This window comes from Grimontia sp. AD028, from assembly GCF_000973155.1.
Lineage (GTDB): Bacteria > Pseudomonadota > Gammaproteobacteria > Enterobacterales > Vibrionaceae > Enterovibrio > Enterovibrio indicus.
The window spans coordinates 1-18832 of record NZ_LASY01000142.1; the positions used below are offsets into that span (position 1 = coordinate 1).

19 protein-coding genes are annotated in these 18832 nt (G+C 51.4%); 8 read left to right on the forward strand and 11 right to left on the reverse strand.

The genetic code is table 11. The features are described from left to right. Window positions 1-133: 133 nt before the first annotated feature. On the reverse strand, window positions 134-2473 hold the full coding sequence (locus tag RN22_RS22365; RefSeq protein WP_046307921.1) for a Tex family protein: 2340 nt from the start codon (window positions 2471-2473) through the stop codon (window positions 134-136). Window positions 2474-2511: 38 nt separating this feature from the next. After that, window positions 2512-2997, reverse strand: coding sequence for a transcription elongation factor GreB (gene greB, locus RN22_RS22370; RefSeq protein WP_039849440.1), 486 nt, complete (start codon window positions 2995-2997; stop codon window positions 2512-2514). Between the two features lie 242 nt (window positions 2998-3239). Between greB and ompR the strand changes: the two genes are divergently transcribed. From ompR to RN22_RS22385, 3 genes are all read left to right on the forward strand, one after another. Beyond that, entirely contained in the window at window positions 3240-3956 is a 717-nt protein-coding gene (gene ompR / locus RN22_RS22375; RefSeq protein WP_002535368.1) for a two-component system response regulator OmpR, read from the forward strand. A 3-nt stretch (window positions 3957-3959) separates the two neighbouring features. Further along, window positions 3960-5303, forward strand: a complete 1344-nt coding sequence (gene envZ / locus RN22_RS22380) for a two-component system sensor histidine kinase EnvZ (RefSeq protein WP_046307923.1) — start codon at window positions 3960-3962, stop codon at window positions 5301-5303. A gap of 140 nt (window positions 5304-5443) precedes the next feature. Beyond that, complete coding sequence (locus RN22_RS22385; RefSeq protein ID WP_002535365.1) at window positions 5444-5815, forward strand: GntR family transcriptional regulator; 372 nt, start codon at window positions 5444-5446, stop codon at window positions 5813-5815. Window positions 5816-5863: 48 nt separating this feature from the next. Here the strand turns inward: RN22_RS22385 and recG are convergent, their stop codons facing one another. The 6 genes from recG to RN22_RS22415 form a co-directional block, all read right to left on the reverse strand. Continuing rightward, window positions 5864-7945 (reverse strand): ATP-dependent DNA helicase RecG, encoded by a 2082-nt coding sequence (gene recG, locus RN22_RS22390; RefSeq protein WP_046307925.1) that lies wholly within the window; start codon window positions 7943-7945, stop codon window positions 5864-5866. A 38-nt stretch (window positions 7946-7983) separates the two neighbouring features. Continuing rightward, complete coding sequence (gene trmH / locus RN22_RS22395) at window positions 7984-8676, reverse strand: tRNA (guanosine(18)-2'-O)-methyltransferase TrmH (protein ID WP_046307927.1); 693 nt, start codon at window positions 8674-8676, stop codon at window positions 7984-7986. Between the two features lie 73 nt (window positions 8677-8749). Next, a complete protein-coding gene (gene spoT, locus RN22_RS22400) occupies window positions 8750-10858 on the reverse strand; it encodes a bifunctional GTP diphosphokinase/guanosine-3',5'-bis pyrophosphate 3'-pyrophosphohydrolase (protein WP_046307929.1) in 2109 nt (702 codons plus the stop codon). Between the two features lie 24 nt (window positions 10859-10882). After that, window positions 10883-11158, reverse strand: a complete 276-nt coding sequence (rpoZ, locus tag RN22_RS22405) for a DNA-directed RNA polymerase subunit omega (protein WP_002535357.1) — start codon at window positions 11156-11158, stop codon at window positions 10883-10885. A gap of 94 nt (window positions 11159-11252) precedes the next feature. Next, window positions 11253-11873: a guanylate kinase gene (gene gmk / locus RN22_RS22410; RefSeq protein WP_039849438.1), complete on the reverse strand. Its 621-nt coding sequence runs from the start codon at window positions 11871-11873 to the stop codon at window positions 11253-11255. Window positions 11874-12027: 154 nt separating this feature from the next. Next, entirely contained in the window at window positions 12028-12891 is an 864-nt protein-coding gene (locus RN22_RS22415) for a YicC/YloC family endoribonuclease (RefSeq protein ID WP_002535354.1), read from the reverse strand. A 180-nt stretch (window positions 12892-13071) separates the two neighbouring features. Here RN22_RS22415 and rph point away from each other — a divergent pair, with 180 nt between their 5' ends. Next, window positions 13072-13788: a ribonuclease PH gene (gene rph / locus RN22_RS22420; protein ID WP_002535353.1), complete on the forward strand. Its 717-nt coding sequence runs from the start codon at window positions 13072-13074 to the stop codon at window positions 13786-13788. A 112-nt stretch (window positions 13789-13900) separates the two neighbouring features. Next, complete coding sequence (pyrE, locus tag RN22_RS22425) at window positions 13901-14542, forward strand: orotate phosphoribosyltransferase (protein WP_002535351.1); 642 nt, start codon at window positions 13901-13903, stop codon at window positions 14540-14542. 63 nt (window positions 14543-14605) lie between these two features. On the opposite strand, the gene slmA is transcribed toward pyrE, so the two are convergent. From slmA to coaBC, 3 genes are all read right to left on the reverse strand, one after another. Continuing rightward, window positions 14606-15196 carry a nucleoid occlusion factor SlmA gene (slmA, locus tag RN22_RS22430; RefSeq protein ID WP_002535349.1) on the reverse strand — a complete coding sequence of 197 codons (591 nt, stop codon included), beginning with the start codon at window positions 15194-15196 and terminating at the stop codon, window positions 14606-14608. Between the two features lie 208 nt (window positions 15197-15404). Beyond that, window positions 15405-15860: a dUTP diphosphatase gene (gene dut, locus RN22_RS22435; protein ID WP_002535348.1), complete on the reverse strand. Its 456-nt coding sequence runs from the start codon at window positions 15858-15860 to the stop codon at window positions 15405-15407. A gap of 19 nt (window positions 15861-15879) precedes the next feature. After that, window positions 15880-17103: a bifunctional phosphopantothenoylcysteine decarboxylase/phosphopantothenate--cysteine ligase CoaBC gene (gene coaBC, locus RN22_RS22440; RefSeq protein ID WP_046307931.1), complete on the reverse strand. Its 1224-nt coding sequence runs from the start codon at window positions 17101-17103 to the stop codon at window positions 15880-15882. Between the two features lie 225 nt (window positions 17104-17328). Here coaBC and radC point away from each other — a divergent pair, with 225 nt between their 5' ends. The 3 genes from radC to rpmG all read left to right on the forward strand — a co-directional run bounded on the left by radC (window position 17329) and on the right by rpmG (window position 18708). Continuing rightward, on the forward strand, window positions 17329-18003 hold the full coding sequence (radC, locus tag RN22_RS22445) for a DNA repair protein RadC (RefSeq protein WP_046307933.1): 675 nt from the start codon (window positions 17329-17331) through the stop codon (window positions 18001-18003). 287 nt (window positions 18004-18290) lie between these two features. After that, window positions 18291-18527: a 50S ribosomal protein L28 gene (gene rpmB / locus RN22_RS22450; RefSeq protein ID WP_046307935.1), complete on the forward strand. Its 237-nt coding sequence runs from the start codon at window positions 18291-18293 to the stop codon at window positions 18525-18527. A 13-nt stretch (window positions 18528-18540) separates the two neighbouring features. Continuing rightward, window positions 18541-18708: a 50S ribosomal protein L33 gene (gene rpmG, locus RN22_RS22455; protein ID WP_002535344.1), complete on the forward strand. Its 168-nt coding sequence runs from the start codon at window positions 18541-18543 to the stop codon at window positions 18706-18708. The last annotated feature ends 124 nt before the right edge of the window (window positions 18709-18832 follow it).

Genomic DNA, 18832 nt, shown 5'->3' on the forward strand with positions numbered 1-18832 from the left:
ACTAGGCGGCACACACCTCGCCGCGCCTAAAACGCTTATGGCTAGAACAAAATTTAACCACCAAAGGTCAACAGCCCCTAGCAAGCAGAGACAAAAACAGCGCCTTTTGGCGCTGTTTTTGGTTTCTCAGCTATCAGTTACGTTTTGCTTTGGCAAAGGCATCGGCAAAGGCGCCACCGAAACCGGATTGCTGGCCGCCACGGTTATCACGGCGGTTGTTGTCATTGCGGTTATTGCCGCTAAAGCTGCGTTCCTGATGGCGAGGACGTGATTCGCGGGCAGGTTTGTTATCTGAACCCGGTTCATCACTCAGGCGCATTGAAAGACCAATACGCTTACGCTGCAGATCGACTTCCATCACCTTCACTTTCACTACATCGCCAGCTTTGACGACTTCACGTGGGTCAGAAATGAACTTATCTGACAGCGCAGAGATATGTACCAGACCGTCCTGATGTACGCCGACATCAACAAAAGCGCCGAAGTTAGTCACGTTGGTGATCACGCCTTCCAGCACCATTCCCGGGATCAGATCTTTCACTTCATTGACGCCATCGGCAAAGGTGGCGGTCTTAAACTCTGGGCGTGGGTCGCGGCCAGGTTTTGCCAGTTCTGCCAGAATGTCGGTCACGGTCGGGATACCAAAGGTATCGTCAGCGTAGTCTGCTGCTTTCAGCGCACGAAGGAAGTCGTGGTTGCCAATCATGGCATCAACGCCTTTACCGGATTTCTCGGCAATGCGTTTCACGACAGGATAAGCCTCTGGGTGAACAGAAGAGCCATCCAGTGGGTTTTTACCCTTCATGACACGAAGGAAGCCTGCACACTGCTCAAAGGCTTTCGGGCCAAGGCGCGGCACTTTCAGCAGGGTTTTACGATCTTCAAAGCGGCCGTTTTCGTCGCGGAAGGCCACAATGTTGGCTGCCATGGTGGTAGAAAGGCCTGCGACGCGGGTCAATAGCGCTGCAGAGGCACTGTTTACGTCGACACCGACGGCGTTTACACAGTCTTCCACGACGGCGTCCAGACGCTTGGCAAGCTGGCTTTGGCTAACATCATGCTGGTATTGGCCTACACCGATAGATTTCGGATCGATTTTCACCAGTTCAGCGAGTGGGTCTTGCAGACGACGGGCGATAGAAACCGCACCACGAAGTGACACATCAAGGCCCGGGAACTCGGTCGCGGCAAGCTCAGATGCGGAGTAAACCGACGCACCTGCTTCACTGACCATCACGGTTTGGATTTTCTCACCCGCATCTTTCAGCATGCCAGCCACAAAGGCGTCGGTTTCACGGGAAGCTGTGCCGTTACCAATCGCAATCAAATCCACATTGTGCTTTTTCACCAGTGCCATCACCACGCGTGCAGATTCTGCAATTTTGTTTTGTGGCGGCGTTGGATAGATGGTGGCGGTATCCAAAAGCTTACCGGTGTTGTCGATCACCGCGACTTTACAACCGGTGCGAAGGCCAGGGTCGATACCCAAGGTGCAACGAGGGCCAGCAGGTGCGGCCATCAGCAAGTCTTTCAGGTTATCGGCGAAGACCTTAATCGCGTCAGTTTCTGCCATCTCACGTAGATTACCCATCAGCTCGGTTTCCATGTGCATCAAAATCTTGATACGCCATGCAAAGCTCACGACCTGCTTACGCCAGCGGTCAGCGGCTGCAGCGCCAATGGTCACGCCATAGTGGTCACTGATGATGGTTTCACAATATGAGCCAGTGGATTTTTCATCCTGACCCGGATCGGCATTCAGTGACAGTTGCAAAATCCCTTCATTGCGGCCGCGGAACATCGCGAGCGCGCGGTGCGAAGGCACCTTGCTGAGCAATTCATCATGGGCGAAGTAGTCTTTAAACTTCGCGCCTTCTTCCTCTTTACCTGCGACCACGCGGGCTTGAATTTCCGCGCTTTGGTTCAGATGACGGCGGATTTTGTCCAGCAGCGCGGCATCTTCGGCAAATTGCTCCATCAAAATCGCACGGGCACCGTCGAGTACTGCTTTGGTATCAGCAAAGCCTGCGTCAGCGTTTAAGTATTTCGCCGCTTCGGTTTCTGGTTCGTGGTCTGGCTGTTCCCACAGCAGGGTTGCCAGTGGTTCGATGCCGGCTTCAATTGCGATTTGACCTTTGGTACGGCGCTTGGGTTTATAAGGCAGGTACAAGTCTTCAAGACGGTTTTTACTGTCTGCATCCAGAATGTCTTTTTTCAGTGCGTCGGACAGTTTGCCTTGCTCATCAATCGATTTCAGAATCACCTGGCGGCGCTCTTCCAACTCACGTAGGTAACCCAAGCGGGATTCAAGGTTACGCAACTGGGTGTCGTCAAGGCCGTTGGTCACTTCCTTACGGTAACGGGCAATAAAGGGGACGGTATTGCCGTCATCCAGCAGGTTTACTGCCGCAATAACCTGTGCATCGCGTACATTCAGTTCCGTCGCGATCTGTTGGTAGATTGAAGTTGTCATGGTGTTCCTTAGATTTATTGTCACGCCGCAGCGTCACCTTAGTGTTCGTCTTGCTGGTAGCGGATACTGTTGACGTACCAGACTTTCGGCCCTTCCGGTGTAGTCACCACCGCTTCGTCATCCACTTCTTTTTTTATCAAAGCGCGTGCCATAGGGCTGTCGATAGAAATGTAGTCTTTCCGGCCATAAATTTCGTCGGGACCGACAATGCGGAAGGAGAGAGTGTCGCCATCTTCGTTTTCAATATCGACCCAGGCACCGAAAAACACCTTACCGTCCTGTTGAGGGCTATAATCGACCACACGCAGGATTTCGAGACGTTTTCGGAGGTAGCGGACGCGGCGGTCTATCTCGCGCAGCAAGCGCTTATTGTAGGTGTAGTCCGCGTTCTCTGAACGGTCGCCAAGACTGGCGGCCCAAGAGACAATCTTGGTGATTTCCGGGCGGCGCTCTTTCCAGAGGTAATCGAGCTCTTGTTTGAGTTTGTTGTAGCCTTCCCGGGTGACCAAATCGGTTTTTTTCATTCTGCTTTCCGAGCGATTGTTTCGTTTTCCGGCAAGAGTTATAACCGCTTTGCTGCCATGATTAAAGCGAAGCTGCCCGGCAACGTTAAGCTGAGGCACGAATTTCGCATTCAATTTTCTGGGGCAGGGTTACAACTGGTAACAGTTTTTCTTCCCACAGGACGTTACTCTGATGTTTTATATCAGTGTCAGACTTTAATATTGTTGGTGGCATTTCCACCACACGGAGAGAAAGGTAAGTCATGCAAGATAATCATAAGATCCTGGTTGTTGACGATGATATGCGTCTTCGCTCGCTGCTCGAGCGTTACTTGTCTGAGCAAGGTTTTCAGGTACGCAGTGTGGCGAATGCCGAGCAAATGGACCGTTTGCTCTCTCGTGAGAACTTTCACCTGATGGTGTTGGACCTGATGTTGCCGGGTGAAGATGGCCTCTCTATCTGCCGCCGACTGCGTCAGGCGAACAACCAATTGCCGATCCTGATGCTAACGGCAAAAGGCGACGAAATTGACCGCATCGTGGGGCTGGAAGTGGGAGCAGATGATTATCTGCCGAAGCCATTTAACCCACGCGAACTGCTGGCACGTATTCGTGCGGTATTGCGCCGTCAGACGGTAGAAGCGCCGGGTGCGCCTTCCAGTGAAGAAAAAATTGTCGAGTTTGGCCAGTTCCGCCTGAATTTGGGCACTCGTGAAATGTTCCGTAATGACGAGCCATTGACTCTGACTTCCGGCGAGTTTGCCGTGTTGAAGGCACTGGTGACCAATGCCCGTGAGCCGATGTCCCGCGACAAACTGATGAACATGGCTCGTGGTCGTGAGTACTCCGCGATGGAGCGTTCGATTGACGTTCAAATATCGCGTCTTCGCCGCATGATTGAAGAAGATCCAAGCAAACCTCGCTATATTCAGACCGTTTGGGGTCTGGGCTACGTGTTCGTACCGGACGGAGAAGCCTAATTAATGCGCTTCTCTCCACGCAGTAACTTTGCTCGTACGCTCGTGGTGCTGGCTGGCCTTCTGATTGCCAGCCAGATCTTCTCTTACCTCACCATCCTCAACTACGCCCTGCTGCCAAGCATCAAACAGTTCAACAAAATCCTCGCTCATGAAATCGAAGTCATGCTGGATGACGATTTGCTGTTATCGAACGGCAAGGTTTATCACATGGATGAACTGTTACGTCGTCAGTTACTCGAGAAGCTTGGTGTCACCATGCACGATGACGATGAGCCAGCGATGATGGAGGAGTTTGATAACGCCGCGTCGGTGGATTATCTCAGTGCGGACATGTCTGAGAAGCTCGGTGCCCCGACAGAAGCGCGTATCAGCCTGGAGTCGAAGAACTATGTGCTCTGGTTGGAAAGTGAGGCGTTTTCCGGTTACGTGATGCGGATACCGCTGTCAGAGCTGCATCAGGATGACTTCCAGCCCCTGTTCTTCTATTCCATGTTTATCGCCTTACTGGTGATCGGTGGCGGCTGGATGTTCATTAAAGTGCAGAACCGACCATTGGCGGCACTGGAACGTGCAGCGCAGGATGTGGGACACGGGAAATTCCCGGAACCTTTACCAGAGCGCGGTGCGTCAGATATCCGTGCGGTGACGAAAGCGTTTAATCAGATGAGCGAAGGCATTCGCAAACTGGAGGAAGACAGGGCACTGCTGATGGCAGGTGTCAGCCATGATCTCCGTACGCCATTGACCCGGATTCGTCTGGCGACCGAAATGATGTCGCCGGAAGACAGTTATCTGGCTGAGAGCATGATTAAAGACACCGAAGAGTGTAATGAAATCATCAACCAGTTTATGGATTACTTGCGTTCGGTTCAGCTTCAGGACATGACAGAGATTGACCTGAATGTGGTGGCCGAAGATGTGTCTGTCGCTGATGGTGCGACAGGGCATGATCTTGAAGTATCTAAAGGTGAGCTGGTTGGAAAGCTTGATGCTAACGAGGTGGCTATCCGCCGTGCGGTGACTAACTTGGTGGTGAATGCAGTGCGCTATGGTGGCGGTTGGGTCAAAATCAGTACCGGTACGTCTGCCGACCGTCGACATCAGTGGATTGCGGTGGAAGATAATGGACCGGGTATCGCAGCCGATCAGATTGACACTGTATTGCAGCCTTTTACCCGTGGTGATACGGCTCGCGGAAGCGAAGGGACCGGGCTTGGTCTTGCCATCGTCAAGCGTATTACTGAGCAGCATAACGGCACGCTAAAACTCAACCAGCGCTCACAGGGTGGCTTGCGGGCGCAGATTGTCTTGCCAGTGGCTAAACGCCAGCCGAGAAAGCGGCGTTAAAAGCATCTTTACCGATAAAAACGCGGATTTTGAATCCGCGTTTTTTTATTTTTTGATATGAAAATCCACTCATAAACTTGTCTCATGTTTGAACCATCTGCTAATACTGTAATACAGTGCCGATACAGCAGAGATGAAACATGAAGATAGTCATCGACCCGCAGGATCCGTCCCCGAAGTTCAAACAATTGATGACGCAGATACAGCGTCAGATTGTTGCCGGGACGCTCATTCCTGGGGAGAAGCTGACTTCTGTCAGAAAGTTAGCGGCAGAGTTGAATATCAATCCGATGACGATTTCACGTTGCTACCAGAACATGGAAGAAGAAGGCTGGTTAGAACGTAAACGCGGTGTGGGCATGATTGTTGCGCGGCAAGGACTGCAGGGCCGGATGGAAGACCGCTTTGGATTTATAGAGCCCACCCTGAAAGCGCTGATTGATGATGCCCGGGAAGTGGGTTACAGCAAATCAGAAGTGATGGCGCTGGTGATGCAGTATTGGGAAGACTGATTAGCAACACTGGTTGAATGAAGAAAGGGCGGATATCCGCCCTTTTTTTTATGCGTTGCTGTATTTGTCGTTGTTACCAAGCCAGCGGGTGATAATGGCTTTGGCGTTGTCCGGATAGTTTTGGTGCAAATATAACGCGAGTTTCTGCACTTCAGGGATGAGTTTCTGATCGCGAACCAAATCGGCAATCTTAAACTCTGCCATCCCCGTTTGTTTGGTGCCCAAGAGCTCACCTGAACCACGAATTTCCAGATCGCGCTGAGCAATCACAAAACCATCACTGCTTTCACGCAACACGCCTAATCGCTGTGTAGCGGTCTTTGATAGCGGAGCGTGATACAAAAGCACACAGTGGCTGGCGACGGAACCACGTCCGACACGGCCACGAAGCTGGTGAAGCTGCGCCAGACCGAGACGCTCAGGGTTTTCGATGATCATCAGACTGGCGTTTGGCACATCCACGCCGACTTCTATCACGGTAGTGGCGACCAAAAGATGAAGCTCACCGGATTTAAACGCCTGCATCACTTCCTGTTTTTCTGCCGCTTTCATCCTGCCATGTACCAGACCGATTTTTAGATCGGGCAGGGCACGCGCCAAATCATCAGCAGTTTCTGCGGCAGCTTGCGCTTCCAACACCTCAGACTCATCAATTAGGGTACACACCCAATAAGCCTGACGCCCTTCTTCCAAACAAGAAGCGTGGACACGATTAATGATGTCGATGCGTCGGGTATCTGGCACGGCAACGGTTTGGATCGGCGTTCTTCCTGGTGGTAGCTCGTCGATGATGGAGGTGTCGAGATCGGCATAGGCAGTCATCGCCAGCGTACGTGGAATAGGCGTCGCAGTCATGATGAGTTGGTGGGGATGAATGCCTTGCTTCATCCCTTTCTCACGAAGCTCAAGGCGCTGGTGGACGCCAAATCGATGCTGCTCATCGATGATGACGAGCGCAAGTTTGTCGAACTCGACATGCTTTTGGAAAAGGGCGTGGGTGCCCACCACCATTTTTGCCTCGCCGCTGGCGATTTTGGCAAGCTCGGCTTCTTTGGCTTTGCCGGTCAGCTTACCCGCGAGCCAACCAACAGAAATACCCAGAGGCTCCAGCCAATTGGCAAAGTTAATCGAATGCTGCTCAGCAAGGAGTTCCGTCGGTGCCATCAAAGCAACCTGATAGCCTTGCTCTATCACCTGCAATGCAGCGAGTGCAGCCACTAAGGTTTTGCCTGAGCCCACATCACCCTGTACCAAGCGCATCATGGGTTTTTCCAATCCCATGTCGCGTTCGATATCAGCCACCACGCGGGATTGTGCGCCCGTTGGCGTAAATGGCAAGGATTCCAAGAGTTTTGGCTTTAACTCGGTGGAAGGTGGCAGCGAAAATGTCGGATCTTGCTGCAATTTGCTGCGAACTGCGAGCATCGAGAGATTTTGCGCTAACAGTTCTTCAAGGATCAGGCGCTTCTGAGCCGGGTGTTCACCCTTCTCCAGCTGGGTCACCGAAATATCCGGTGTCGGGCGATGCAGGATTTTCAGGGCGTCACGCAGGGTGATTTGTCTGTCGTATAAGCCTTCCGGTAAGAGCTCCTGCACGGCAGCACCTTCGAGTAACTCAAGCGCCTGATCGGTCAGATTTCTGAGCGTCAGCTGGCGAAGGCCTTCTGTGGTTGGGTAAACCGGCGTCAGGGTTTCTTCAAGCGAAAGCTCAGTGGGCTCGGAGAAGACTTTATATTCGGGATGGATGATTTCAAGGCCACCCTGACCGCGTTTGATTTCACCATAGGCTTTGACGCGCTTGCCCTGTTCAAGACTGTTTTTCATTGCCGCATTGAAGTTGAAAAAACGCAGCGTGAGCGAGCCGTTACCATCAGTGATTTTCACTGTCAGCATGCGACGGCGGCCAAAGACAGTGTTGTTGCTAACTACTTCACCTTCAACGGTGGCATGCTGGCCCGGCATCAGACTCATGATAGGCCAGATACGGGTGCGGTCTTCATAGCGGTAGGGGAGATGAAACAGCAGATCCTGCACCGTGAAAAGCCCCAGCTTTTCCAGCTTCTCTGCCATTTTTCCGCCGACTCCGGTCAGCGAGGTAACGGGAACGGCATCCAACATTGACGCGCGCATGGTGTGTTAATCTCTCCTAAATCAATACGATTACAGGCTTATTTCGCTGCCTGCATCTTGGCCCACCAGGCTTCATCAGCAACGATTTGGCCTTCTTCATCCAAATCTGGGTAAGGCAGTCCCTTACGTTTTGCGACTTTTGCCAACACCGGATGACCACGCTCGAAGATGATGCGGTCAACTTCCGCTTGTGGGATCAAAGTGCGTGTACGCTGGTACATGCCTGCGTTTTGGCGCTGGCGCTGCGCTTCATACAAAATCAGCGCGCTGGCGACCGAGACATTCAGTGACTGTACCATACCTATCATGGGAATGATGATGTCTTGATCAGCCAATTCAAGCGCTTGCTTGCTGATGCCGGTCTTTTCCTGACCCATCACGATGGCGGTCGGTTTGGTGTAATCAATCTCACGAAAATCAACAGCGGTATCAGACAGGTTGGTCACCAGTATCTGCATGCCTTTGGCTTTCAGGGTTTCAAACGCCTCTGGTGTATTGTCATGGGTGACAACGTCTACCCAGTTTCGTGCACCTGCAGAGGTGCCGCCCAATGCGCGCATTTTGCTGTCTTTCGGCCAGACGGCATGAACCTGATGGACACCGACAGCGTCCGCAGTGCGGATAATGGCGGAGATGTTGTTTGGCTTATGGACTTCTTCCATGCACACAGTAAGGTCCGGCTGGCGGGTAGCCAATACTTCATGGATGCGTGCAAAACGTTCTGGTGTCATGGTGTTTTTCTCGTTTATAAAAACGCCCGCAAAGGGCGGGCGTTAAAGACTTAACAGTTAGCCTGTCAGTGCATTAATTCTTCTGTCGGCTGACTTTTACCACATTCGGCATGATACGGATACGGCGCATGATATTTGCCAGATGGACACGGTTATGAGTCGTGAGTTTCACGTAAATCGTGTACAGACGGCCATCGCGCTCTTCCGTCGTCAAACCCTGAATGTTAGAGCCGGTTGCGGCAATGGTGTTGGTCAAATCGGCCAGTGCGCCCTGATGGTTTAGCATGTCAACGCGCAGTGCGGTCGCAAAGTCCTGATCAATGTCATCACCCCATTCGACAGACATATATTTGTCTGGCTCCTGACTATAACCGCGGATGTTGGCACACTCTTCACGGTGAATGACCAGTCCTTTGCCTGGGCTGACGTGTCCGACGATGTGATCGCCCGGAATAGGACGACAACAGTTCGCGTAAGTCAGCAAGATACCTTCAGCGCCACGGATTGGCAGGCATCCACCTTGCTCCTCCAGGCTGTCAGCATCACCAAGCAGACGCTTGGCAATCACCACGCTCATCAGCTCGCCGGCACCAATATCTGCCAGCAGATCTTCCTCGCTTTCGAGCTTGAGATCGTGCAAGACCTTGTCGATGTTTTCCTGCTCGATGTCCTGAATATTCTTCTCGCCAAGGGCGTGGTTCAGAAGACGGCGACCCAGAATCACAGACTCTTCGCGACGCTTGGTTTTCAGTACCTGACGAATCTTGGTACGCGCACGGGAAGTTACCACATAGTTGAGCCACGCCGCGTTTGGACGCGCGCCAGGGGCAGTGATGATCTCTATGGTCTGGCCGTTTTTCAGCGGTTGGCTGAGCGGGTAAGACTGACGGTTCACTCTCGCGCCGACGCAAGAGTTACCGACGTCCGTATGCACGGCATAAGCGAAGTCCACAGCGGTCGCGCCAACAGGCATTTCAACGATGCGGCCTTTCGGCGTAAACACGAACAGCTCGTCCGGGAACAAATCTGATTTCACGCTCTCGATAAACTCAAACGAGCTACCTGCGCTTTGCTGAAGTTCCAGCAGGCTTTGCATCCAACGCTGCGCACGCACCTGCGCGGTGGTGCCACCGCCGCCCGCACGGTCTGCACCGTCTTTGTATGCCCAGTGTGCCGCCACACCTTTGTCCGCCATCTGATCCATGTCTTCGGTACGGATTTGTACTTCAACAGGGACACCGTGAGGGCCGATCATGGAGGTATGAAGCGACTGATAGCCGTTGGCTTTCGGTACCGCGATGTAGTCTTTCATGCGGCCCGGGCGTGGCTTATACAGATTGTGCATTTGCCCCAGCACGCGATAACAGGTATCCACCGAATCGACAATCACACGGAAGGCATAGAGGTCCATGATGGTGTGGAAGCGCTGCTCCTTGTTCTTCATCTTGTTGTAGATGGAGTAGAGGTTCTTCTCACGACCCAACACCTTGGCATTGATACCCGCATCCTGGAGGCGGCCTTCAATTTCGGCGTGGATTTTCTGGATCATTTCTTTGCGGTTGCCGCGCGCATGAATCACTACCTCGCGCAATACGCGGTAGCGGGTTGGATAGAGGGCTTCAAAGCCAAGCTCTTCCAGTTCCACTTTGATGTTGTGGATGCCCAGACGGTGCGCCAGTGGTGAGAATATCTCGAGGGTTTCGCGGGCAATGCGGCGACGTTTGTCCGGACGTAATGCACCCAGCGTACGCATGTTGTGCGTGCGGTCAGCGAGTTTGATAAGGATAACGCGGATGTCATGGGCCATGGCCATGATCATTTTGCGGAAGTTTTCCGCCTGCGCTTCCTGACGGTCGCGGAATTTGAGCTTATCGAGCTTGGAGACGCCATCGACGAGATCGGCAACGGTATCGCCAAAACGTTGCTGGAGGTCTTCTTTGGTGACGTCAGTATCTTCAATCACATCATGCAGCAGGGCTGCCATCAAGGTTTCGTGATCGAGGCGCATCTCCGCAAGAATACGGGCAACAGCGATAGGGTGGATGATGTATGGTTCCCCGCTTGAGCGGGTTTGCCCTTCGTGGGCATCTCGCGCGACCAAATACGCTTGCCGGAGTGCCTCTAAGTGCGACTCCGGCAAGTATTGTGCTGCGACTTCTTTCAGGCTATCGAAGAGATACAATCTGCCTGTTTCCCTGAAGTTAGATTAGCGAAGAGTACCTGTGATGGTGCTTACAGCAGCCATTTCTGCAGCTTCTTGTTCTTGCTGCTCTTGGCGCTCACGTGCATCCAGGATCTCTTTAGTGATCAGGCCTTCCTCAATTTCACGCAGAGCGATAACAGTTTGCTTATCGTTCTCTTCCTGAACCAGTGAGTCTTTACCACCAGTTTGCATTTGGCGTGCGCGACGAGCTGCTACCAATACTAGATCGAAGCGGTTGCCAATTTTTTCAACAGCGTCTTGAACGGTTACGCGTGCCATGAAGAACTCCAGTAAGTAATAAAATCAAAATGACCGAAAATTATACAAAAGCGAACTGACCTAAACAACAAACATCTTTCAATAGCGATGCTTATTAGTCCAACAACCTGTCGATCATGTCATGGTGACGGCTGTATTGCTTGTCTTGCTTCATTCGCTCGGCGCGAAGGATGGCTTTGATGTCCATCAGGGCCACATCGAAATCATCGTTCACGATAACGTAATCATACTCGTTATAGTGAGAGATCTCAGAACGGGCTTCTTCCATGCGCTTTGCGATGACCTCATCAGAGTCCTGACCGCGCGCATTCAGGCGGCGCTCAAGCTCTTCACGGCTTGGCGGCAGAATGAAGATGCTTTTTGCGTTCGGCATTTTCTCGCGAATTTGCTGAGCGCCCTGCCAGTCGATGTCGAGGAAAATATCGACGCCTTTTGACAACATTTCTTCAATCCACAGGCGTGATGTGCCATAGAAATTACCGAATACTTCGGCGTATTCCAGGAAGGCTTCTTGTTCGATCAGCGCTTTAAAGTCCTCAACTGACACGAAATGGTAGTGAACACCGTTCTCTTCGCCCGGACGAGATGCACGGGTGGTGTGAGAAACAGACACTTTCATGTCGTAACGAGGATTGTCTTTCAGCAATGCCGAAATCAGGCTTGATTTACCGGCACCACTTGGCGCTGAAACGATGTAAAGCGTACCTTGGCTCATGGTCTTGATCACTGTGAGGTTAAAGGGCGCGCAGGGTACCATGACCCGCACAAAATTTGAATTCCACTTTTAGGATAACTCAATAATGGCAGCAACCTAAAGCGGGAACAAAAAGCCCGGCACAAAGACCGGGCTTTTCAGCTTTTCGTATCGATTACTCGATGTTTTGAATTTGCTCGCGCATTTGTTCGATCAATACTTTCAGTTCAACGCCAGAAGCGGTGATGTCCGTGCTGATGGATTTCGAAGCCAGCGTGTTCGACTCGCGGTTGAATTCCTGCATCATGAAGTCCAGACGACGACCACAAGCGCCACCTTTTTTCAGGATCTTCTTGGTTTCTGATACGTGAGAGTCAAGGCGGTCCAGCTCTTCCGCAACATCAGATTTTTGAGCCAGCAAGATGATTTCCTGCTCCACGCGGTTGGCGTCCAGTTCGACTTTCGCTTCTTCCAACTTGGTCAGGAGACGTTCACGTTGCCATTGCAGGATTTCCGGCATTTTCGCGCGTACTTTCACCACTTCTGCGGCAATGCCTTCCAGACGCTGCTCAATCAGCGCTTTCATGTTGTCGCCTTCGCTGGCACGTGCAGCGATGAAGTCGTCAACGGTTTTGTCGAAACCTTCCAGCAGGGCTTTGTTGATCACATCCATGTCCTGCTCTGGGGTTTCCATCACACCCGGCCACTGCAGTACCTGGAAAGGACCAATATTGCCCTCGCCGGACATTTCTTTGATCCACTTCGCCGCGTGAATGACCTGTTTAGCCAACTCTTCATTGATTTTAAGCTCTGTATTCGCTGACTGATTGGCTTCAAAGCGCAGGTTACATTCCACCTTGCCGCGGGCAAGACGGGAACGGAATCGCTCACGAATGATAGGTTCAAGGCCACGGAACTGCTCTGGCATGCGGATATAGGTTTCGAGGTAACGTTGGTTAACCGAGCGGATTTCCCAAACGGCTGTGCCCCATGTGCCCTTGATTTCCCGACGGGCGTAGGCAGTCATACTGTGGATCATTGAAGTTCACTCATTGATGAAAGTTGTGATGATTATACGCAGTCACTGCCTTTTATGTCAGCAGCATGACGGGAAACAGAAGAAAAAAGCAGACAAGACCGCTTTGTATTAGCGTGTAAAAGGTGAAGCCGTTATAATCGCCGGTTAACGAAATTCAGCATTTATAAACAGGTGAATCCTATGCGTCCTAGCGGCAGAGAAGTTGGTCAAATTCGTCCAGTCACAATTACCCGTCATTTTACCGCCCATGCGGAAGGTTCTGTGCTGGTGGCGTTTGGTGATACCAAAGTTATCTGTACCGCAAGCGTTGAAGAAGGCGTGCCACGCTTTCTGAAAGGGAAAGGACAAGGCTGGGTCACCGCTGAGTACGGCATGCTGCCACGTGCTACCCACACCCGTAACCGTCGTGAAGCGGCAAACGGCAAGCAAGGCGGCCGCACTATGGAAATCCAACGCCTGATCGCCCGTAGCCTGCGCGCTGCCGTGAATCTTGAAAAGCTGGGCGATTTCACCATCACCGTTGACTGTGATGTTATTCAGGCTGACGGTGGTACCCGCACTGCATCGATTACTGGCGCAAGTGTGGCGATGGCCGATGCGCTGAACAAGCTGGTTAGCGAAGGTAAGCTGGCAGAGAACCCAATGAAAGGTCATGTCGCAGCAGTTTCTGTGGGTATCTTTGAAGGTACGCCAATCTGCGATTTGGAATACGTGGAAGACTCGGCAGCAGACACGGATATGAACGTGGTGATGCTGGAAGATGGCCGCATGATTGAAGTGCAGGGTACTGCAGAAGCGGAACCGTTCACTGCCGATGAGCTTAATGCCATGTTGTCTCTGGCAACCAAAGGTATTCAGGACATTGTAGCGATTCAGAAAGCATCGTTAATTGATTGATGAGAAAGCGGCTTCTATTGGAGCCGCTTTTTTTTAACCTAATTTTAAGCGAGGCGGATGCGCCTCAAGTAAAACCGGCAAGCTAGCCGACTTTTGTTCGACAGGAGAGAAAATGAAAGCCTATCAGCGTCAGTTCATCGAATTTGCATTGGAAAAAGAAGTATTGAAGTTCGGTGAATTCACTTTGAAGTCGGGTCGTAAGAGCCCTTACTTCTTTAATGCCGGTCTGTTCAACACAGGCAGGGATTTGGCGCGTCTTGGCCGTTTCTATGCCGAAGCGTTGGTTGATGCAGGTATTGAATACGATCTGCTGTTTGGTCCCGCGTACAAAGGTATTCCGATTGCGACCACCACAGCGGTAGCGCTGGCTGAACATCACGATGTGGATACGCCTTACTGCTTTAACCGCAAAGAAGCCAAAGATCACGGTGAAGGTGGCAATCTGGTCGGTAGTGCACTGGAAGGCCGTGTAATGCTGGTGGATGATGTGATCACCGCAGGTACGGCAATTCGCGAGTCGATGGAAATCATTCAGGCGAACGGTGCTGATTTGGCAGGTGTGTTGGTGGCGATTGACCGTCAAGAGCGCGGTAAAGGCGAGCTTTCTGCGATTCAGGAAGTCGAGAGAGACTTTGGTTGTCAGGTGGTGTCTATCATCAGCCTTGGCGATCTGGTGACGTATCTGGAAGAGCAGGGCGGTAACCCAGAACAATTGGATGCAGTAAAAGCATATCGCGCAGAATACGGTATCTAATCAATCTTGAAGAAAACAAAAAGGCTGCATCATGCAGCCTTTTTTGTGTCTTTCCGTCGTCGATCAGTTCAGCTGTGCACTCAACAGTTGCCAGTACTGGTCAAACTCCGCAGTCGGTGCGTATTTGAAGTTTGAACGCACAAAGCGGTTGAGGCTACCTTCTACCTGACCGAGAAGCTGAGCTGCCAGTACATTCTCATCAACTGGGAAACCTTTACCTTCACGAAGACGGCGCTCGCGCAGTACCTGACGCAGTTGGCTCTCGATTTTTTCAAACAGCTGATTGATGCGACCTTGCAGTCTGTCCTGCTCAAACATCAAGGCATGTCCGGTCATGATACGTGTCAGTCCCGGATTACGCTCTCCGAAAACTAACAGCAATTGAAGGATCAAGCGTAAACGGGTCATCGTATCTTTTTCATCACTTTGGATGCGGTTGATACGGGTGATCAGTGACTCTTCGATAAACTCAATCAAGCCTTCGAACATGCGTGCTTTACTTGGGAAGTGTCGGTATAGCGCGGCTTCAGAAACGCCTACCTGCGCAGCAAGTTTGGCGGTGGTAATGCGTTGACTGCCCTGATTGGACTCCAGCATTTGAGCCAGGGCCTGGAGGATTTCCTCTCTGCGATTCTGCTTTTTTTGGCCAGCCATGAATAGATGGTTCCTTTATTGTTCTTGGGGTCACTGACCCGAAATCTAGGCTGAAGAGCCGCTATATTAACGACGGCCTCTCTGTATTAAAAGAATAATGCACCTTGATTGCAGGTGAAGCCTACAGTAATTCCCGAAACCGTGAATGCGGCATAAAAAACGCCACACTTCTGTGGCATTTTTCAGATATTTCACCGGGTTAACGCTGTTATTTTGTACCAGAGTGTCCAAATCCTCCGGCACCACGCTCGGTCGCGTCGAAGTCTTCAACAATGTTGAACTGGGCTTGTACAACTGGCACAAAAACCAGTTGCGCAATACGCTCACCTGGCTCAATGGTAAAGGTTGTGTTGCCTCGGTTCCAGCAAGAAACCATGAGCTGGCCTTGATAATCTGAATCGATGAGGCCTACCAGGTTGCCCAGAACGATGCCGTGTTTATGGCCAAGACCTGAACGTGGAAGAATGGTGGCTGCTAGTGAAGGATCAGCAATGTGGATAGCAAGACCCGTTGGCAGAAGTTCCGTTTGGCCCGGCTCCAGTGTCAGCGGTGCATCCAGCACGGCGCGAAGGTCCAGACCTGCGGAGCCTTCTGTCGCGTATGCAGGAAGTGGGAATTCGTTACCGACGCGTGGGTCGAGAATTTTTAAATCAATTTGTTTCATAACCTATTTCCGCTGAGTGTTATTTGTTGGTGTAAAGTGCCGTGATTTCGCTGACAAGCTGGTTGCCAATCTCAGATTTACTTGCCAATGGCAGTGCCTTGTCACCTTTCGGCCAATAAAGGTGTAACGCGTTTTGGTCGCTGTTAAAGCCTTGCCCTTCCTGAGAGACATCATTGGCACAAATCAAGTCCAGATTCTTCTTCTGAAGCTTACCGCGTGCGTACTGCTCTACATCCTGAGTTTCAGCTGCAAAGCCGACGGTAAACGGGCGACTCTCTTTCAGTGAAGCAACAGAAGCGACGATGTCAGGGTTTTTGACCAGTGTGATCGTCATGTCATCTTCGCCATCTTTCTTTTTCATCTTCTGGTTGGCCACATTGGCAGGTCTGAAATCAGCGACCGCCGCACAGGCGATGAAAATGTGATGTTTAGGGGCGTGGGCGTGAACCGCGTCATGCATCTCTTGCGCGCTTTCGACATTCACTCTGTTAACGCCATTCGGCGTTGGCAGGTTCACTGGGCCACTGACCAGAGTGACACTCGCGCCACGTTTAGCGGCCGCTTCTGCGATCGCATAGCCCATTTTCCCTGAGCTGTGATTGGTGAGGTAACGCACCGGGTCGATGGCTTCGCGGGTTGGCCCTGCGGTAATGAGAAAAGAAGTGCCGGAGAGATCGCCGTCGGCGAAGTGGTCTTCAACCAGTCCGACCAACTGCATTGGCTCTAGCATGCGACCTGGGCCAATATCACCACAGGCCTGTTCACCGCTTGCTGGCCCCCAAATTGGGTGGCCGCGTCGTTTCAACGTCGCGAGATTTTCCTGCGTGGCAACCGCGCGGTACATTTGCTGGTTCATGGCGGGCGCAATAGCTACTGGTGCATCTGTTGCCAAGCAAAGGGTCGTCAGAAGATCATTGCCCATGCCTGCCGACACGCGAGCAATTAGGTCAGCAGTGGCGGGTGCTAGTAAAACTAAATCCGCCCATTTTGCGATTTCGATATGCCCCATTGAGGCTTCAGCAGCAGGGTCTAGCAAGCTGTCAGACACAGGGTGGCCAGATACGGCTTGCATGGTCAGCGGGGTGATAAATTCTTTCGCTGCGTGGGTCATGACAATGCGAACGTCAGCGCCACGTTCAATCAAGCGACGCGTCAGGTCTGCACATTTATAAGCCGCAATACCGCCACCGATACCTAAAACAATCCGTTTGCCCGACAGGGTCTGAGTGATTTTCTGAGCCATAACTAATTTAGCCAATGGATAATGAGAGGAAAGATAACACAAAAGACCGGGAAAGCGCCTGTTACGCTCGACGAATGTGAAAGCGATATTATTCACGTTCGAAATGTAAATACGTAGCCACTCAAACTTACCGAGTTTGTAAGTCTATCGCAGCGTTTTGATGATGATGTTGACGGTTTTTATGGTGAAAGCGACGCTCGGGGTTTTTCTTTTCCTGAGAATGTCATGTCCCTGAAAAACTTGCCTGAAGAGTGCCGTCCCCGAGAGAAGCTGTTGGCGAGAGGCCCAGAGTCTCTCACCAATGCAGAACTTCTTGCCATTTTCTTGCGCACCGGTGTTAAGGGCATGAATGCGATTGAACTCGCTAGCTACCTTTTAGAAGATTTTGGTTCACTGAGAGGGTTAATGCAGGCTGAACTGAAACAATTCAGTGAACGCAAAGGGCTGGGTGCAGCGAAATATGCCCAACTTCAGGCCGTGTTGGAGCTTAGCAAACGTCACCTAGGTGAAACGTTGGCGAGGGAGGATGCACTTTCCAGTCCCTCGCATACCGCCAGATACCTTTCCTGCAAACTTCGTGACCGCCCAAGGGAAGCCTTTCTCGTGCTGTACCTTGATAATCAGAATCGCCCTATAAAAGACGAAATTTTGTTTGAAGGTACAATCAATTCCGCCAGTGTCTATCCGAGAGAAGTGGTCAAACGCTGTCTTGATGTCGGCGCTAATGCTGTGATTCTCGCCCATAATCACCCTTCCGGTATCGCTGAACCGAGCACAGCAGACCGTCATATCACCAACAGAATTGGCGATGCTTTGGCTTTAGTGGACATTCGTTTGCTCGACCATATGGTGATTGGGGATGGGGACGTGGTATCCTTCGCCGAACGTGGTTGGATTTAAGGGTATTTCGGTACTCTGGTCGTCTTTAACACCTTTTCTCTAATTCGGTAGAAAGCCGCTGACATGGCGTTTTTTCTGGGGGTGAGTGGGGTTTACCTCAGGTCAACGTCACCTAGGTTGCTAAAAAACGATCAAAAACTGTCAAAAGGATCTGCTCGGGACTTGAGCAATGGAAAGACAGTTAGTATAATGCGCCACCTTTGATAGCCTTGACGTAGAGCCTGACCTTGTTTGCAGGACTGGCGGACAAGGTTGATATCGAGCTGAAACGATTTGGAGAGACATTCATGTCACGAGTATGCCAAGTAACTGGCAAGCGTCCTGTAGTTGGTAACAACCGCTCTCACGCTAATAACGCCACCAAGCGTCGTTTTCTGCCGAACCTGCAAACTCATCGTTTCTGGGTAGAAAGCGAAAACCGCTTCGTTAAACTGCGTCTTACCCCTAAAGGTATGCGCATCATCGACAAGAAAGGTATTGATTCTGTTCTGGCAGATATCCGTGCCCGTGGTGAGAACGTTTAAGAGGACTTAAAGAATGGCTAAAGGCATTCGCGAGAAGATCCGCCTGGTATCATCTGCTGGTACTGGTCACTTCTACACTACTGATAAGAACAAACGTAACATGCCGGGCAAGTTCGAGATCAAGAAATTTGATCCAGTTGTTCGTCAACACGTTATGTACAAAGAAGCAAAAATCAAGTAATTGGTTTTCGCCTCTTATAAAGAACCCGGCTTTGGCTGGGTTTTTTTATATCTGTAAATCAGAGACTTCCGGATATATACCCAAACAACCTGAAGATGCATGATTCAGCGAGATTGACTGGCGT

Coding starts and splice junctions, on each gene's coding strand:
- RN22_RS22365 (WP_046307921.1), bottom strand. CDS start 2,473: ATGACAACTTCAATCTACCAACAGATCGCGACGGAACTGAATGTACGC.
- greB (WP_039849440.1), bottom strand. CDS start 2,997: ATGAAAAAAACCGATTTGGTCACCCGGGAAGGCTACAACAAACTCAAA.
- ompR (WP_002535368.1), top strand. CDS start 3,240: ATGCAAGATAATCATAAGATCCTGGTTGTTGACGATGATATGCGTCTT.
- envZ (WP_046307923.1), top strand. CDS start 3,960: ATGCGCTTCTCTCCACGCAGTAACTTTGCTCGTACGCTCGTGGTGCTG.
- RN22_RS22385 (WP_002535365.1), top strand. CDS start 5,444: ATGAAGATAGTCATCGACCCGCAGGATCCGTCCCCGAAGTTCAAACAA.
- recG (WP_046307925.1), bottom strand. CDS start 7,945: ATGCGCGCGTCAATGTTGGATGCCGTTCCCGTTACCTCGCTGACCGGA.
- trmH (WP_046307927.1), bottom strand. CDS start 8,676: ATGACACCAGAACGTTTTGCACGCATCCATGAAGTATTGGCTACCCGC.
- rpoZ (WP_002535357.1), bottom strand. CDS start 11,158: ATGGCACGCGTAACCGTTCAAGACGCTGTTGAAAAAATTGGCAACCGC.
- gmk (WP_039849438.1), bottom strand. CDS start 11,873: ATGAGCCAAGGTACGCTTTACATCGTTTCAGCGCCAAGTGGTGCCGGT.
- RN22_RS22415 (WP_002535354.1), bottom strand. CDS start 12,891: ATGATCCACAGTATGACTGCCTACGCCCGTCGGGAAATCAAGGGCACA.
- rph (WP_002535353.1), top strand. CDS start 13,072: ATGCGTCCTAGCGGCAGAGAAGTTGGTCAAATTCGTCCAGTCACAATT.
- pyrE (WP_002535351.1), top strand. CDS start 13,901: ATGAAAGCCTATCAGCGTCAGTTCATCGAATTTGCATTGGAAAAAGAA.
- slmA (WP_002535349.1), bottom strand. CDS start 15,196: ATGGCTGGCCAAAAAAAGCAGAATCGCAGAGAGGAAATCCTCCAGGCC.
- dut (WP_002535348.1), bottom strand. CDS start 15,860: ATGAAACAAATTGATTTAAAAATTCTCGACCCACGCGTCGGTAACGAA.
- coaBC (WP_046307931.1), bottom strand. CDS start 17,103: ATGGCTCAGAAAATCACTCAGACCCTGTCGGGCAAACGGATTGTTTTA.
- radC (WP_046307933.1), top strand. CDS start 17,329: ATGTCCCTGAAAAACTTGCCTGAAGAGTGCCGTCCCCGAGAGAAGCTG.
- rpmB (WP_046307935.1), top strand. CDS start 18,291: ATGTCACGAGTATGCCAAGTAACTGGCAAGCGTCCTGTAGTTGGTAAC.
- rpmG (WP_002535344.1), top strand. CDS start 18,541: ATGGCTAAAGGCATTCGCGAGAAGATCCGCCTGGTATCATCTGCTGGT.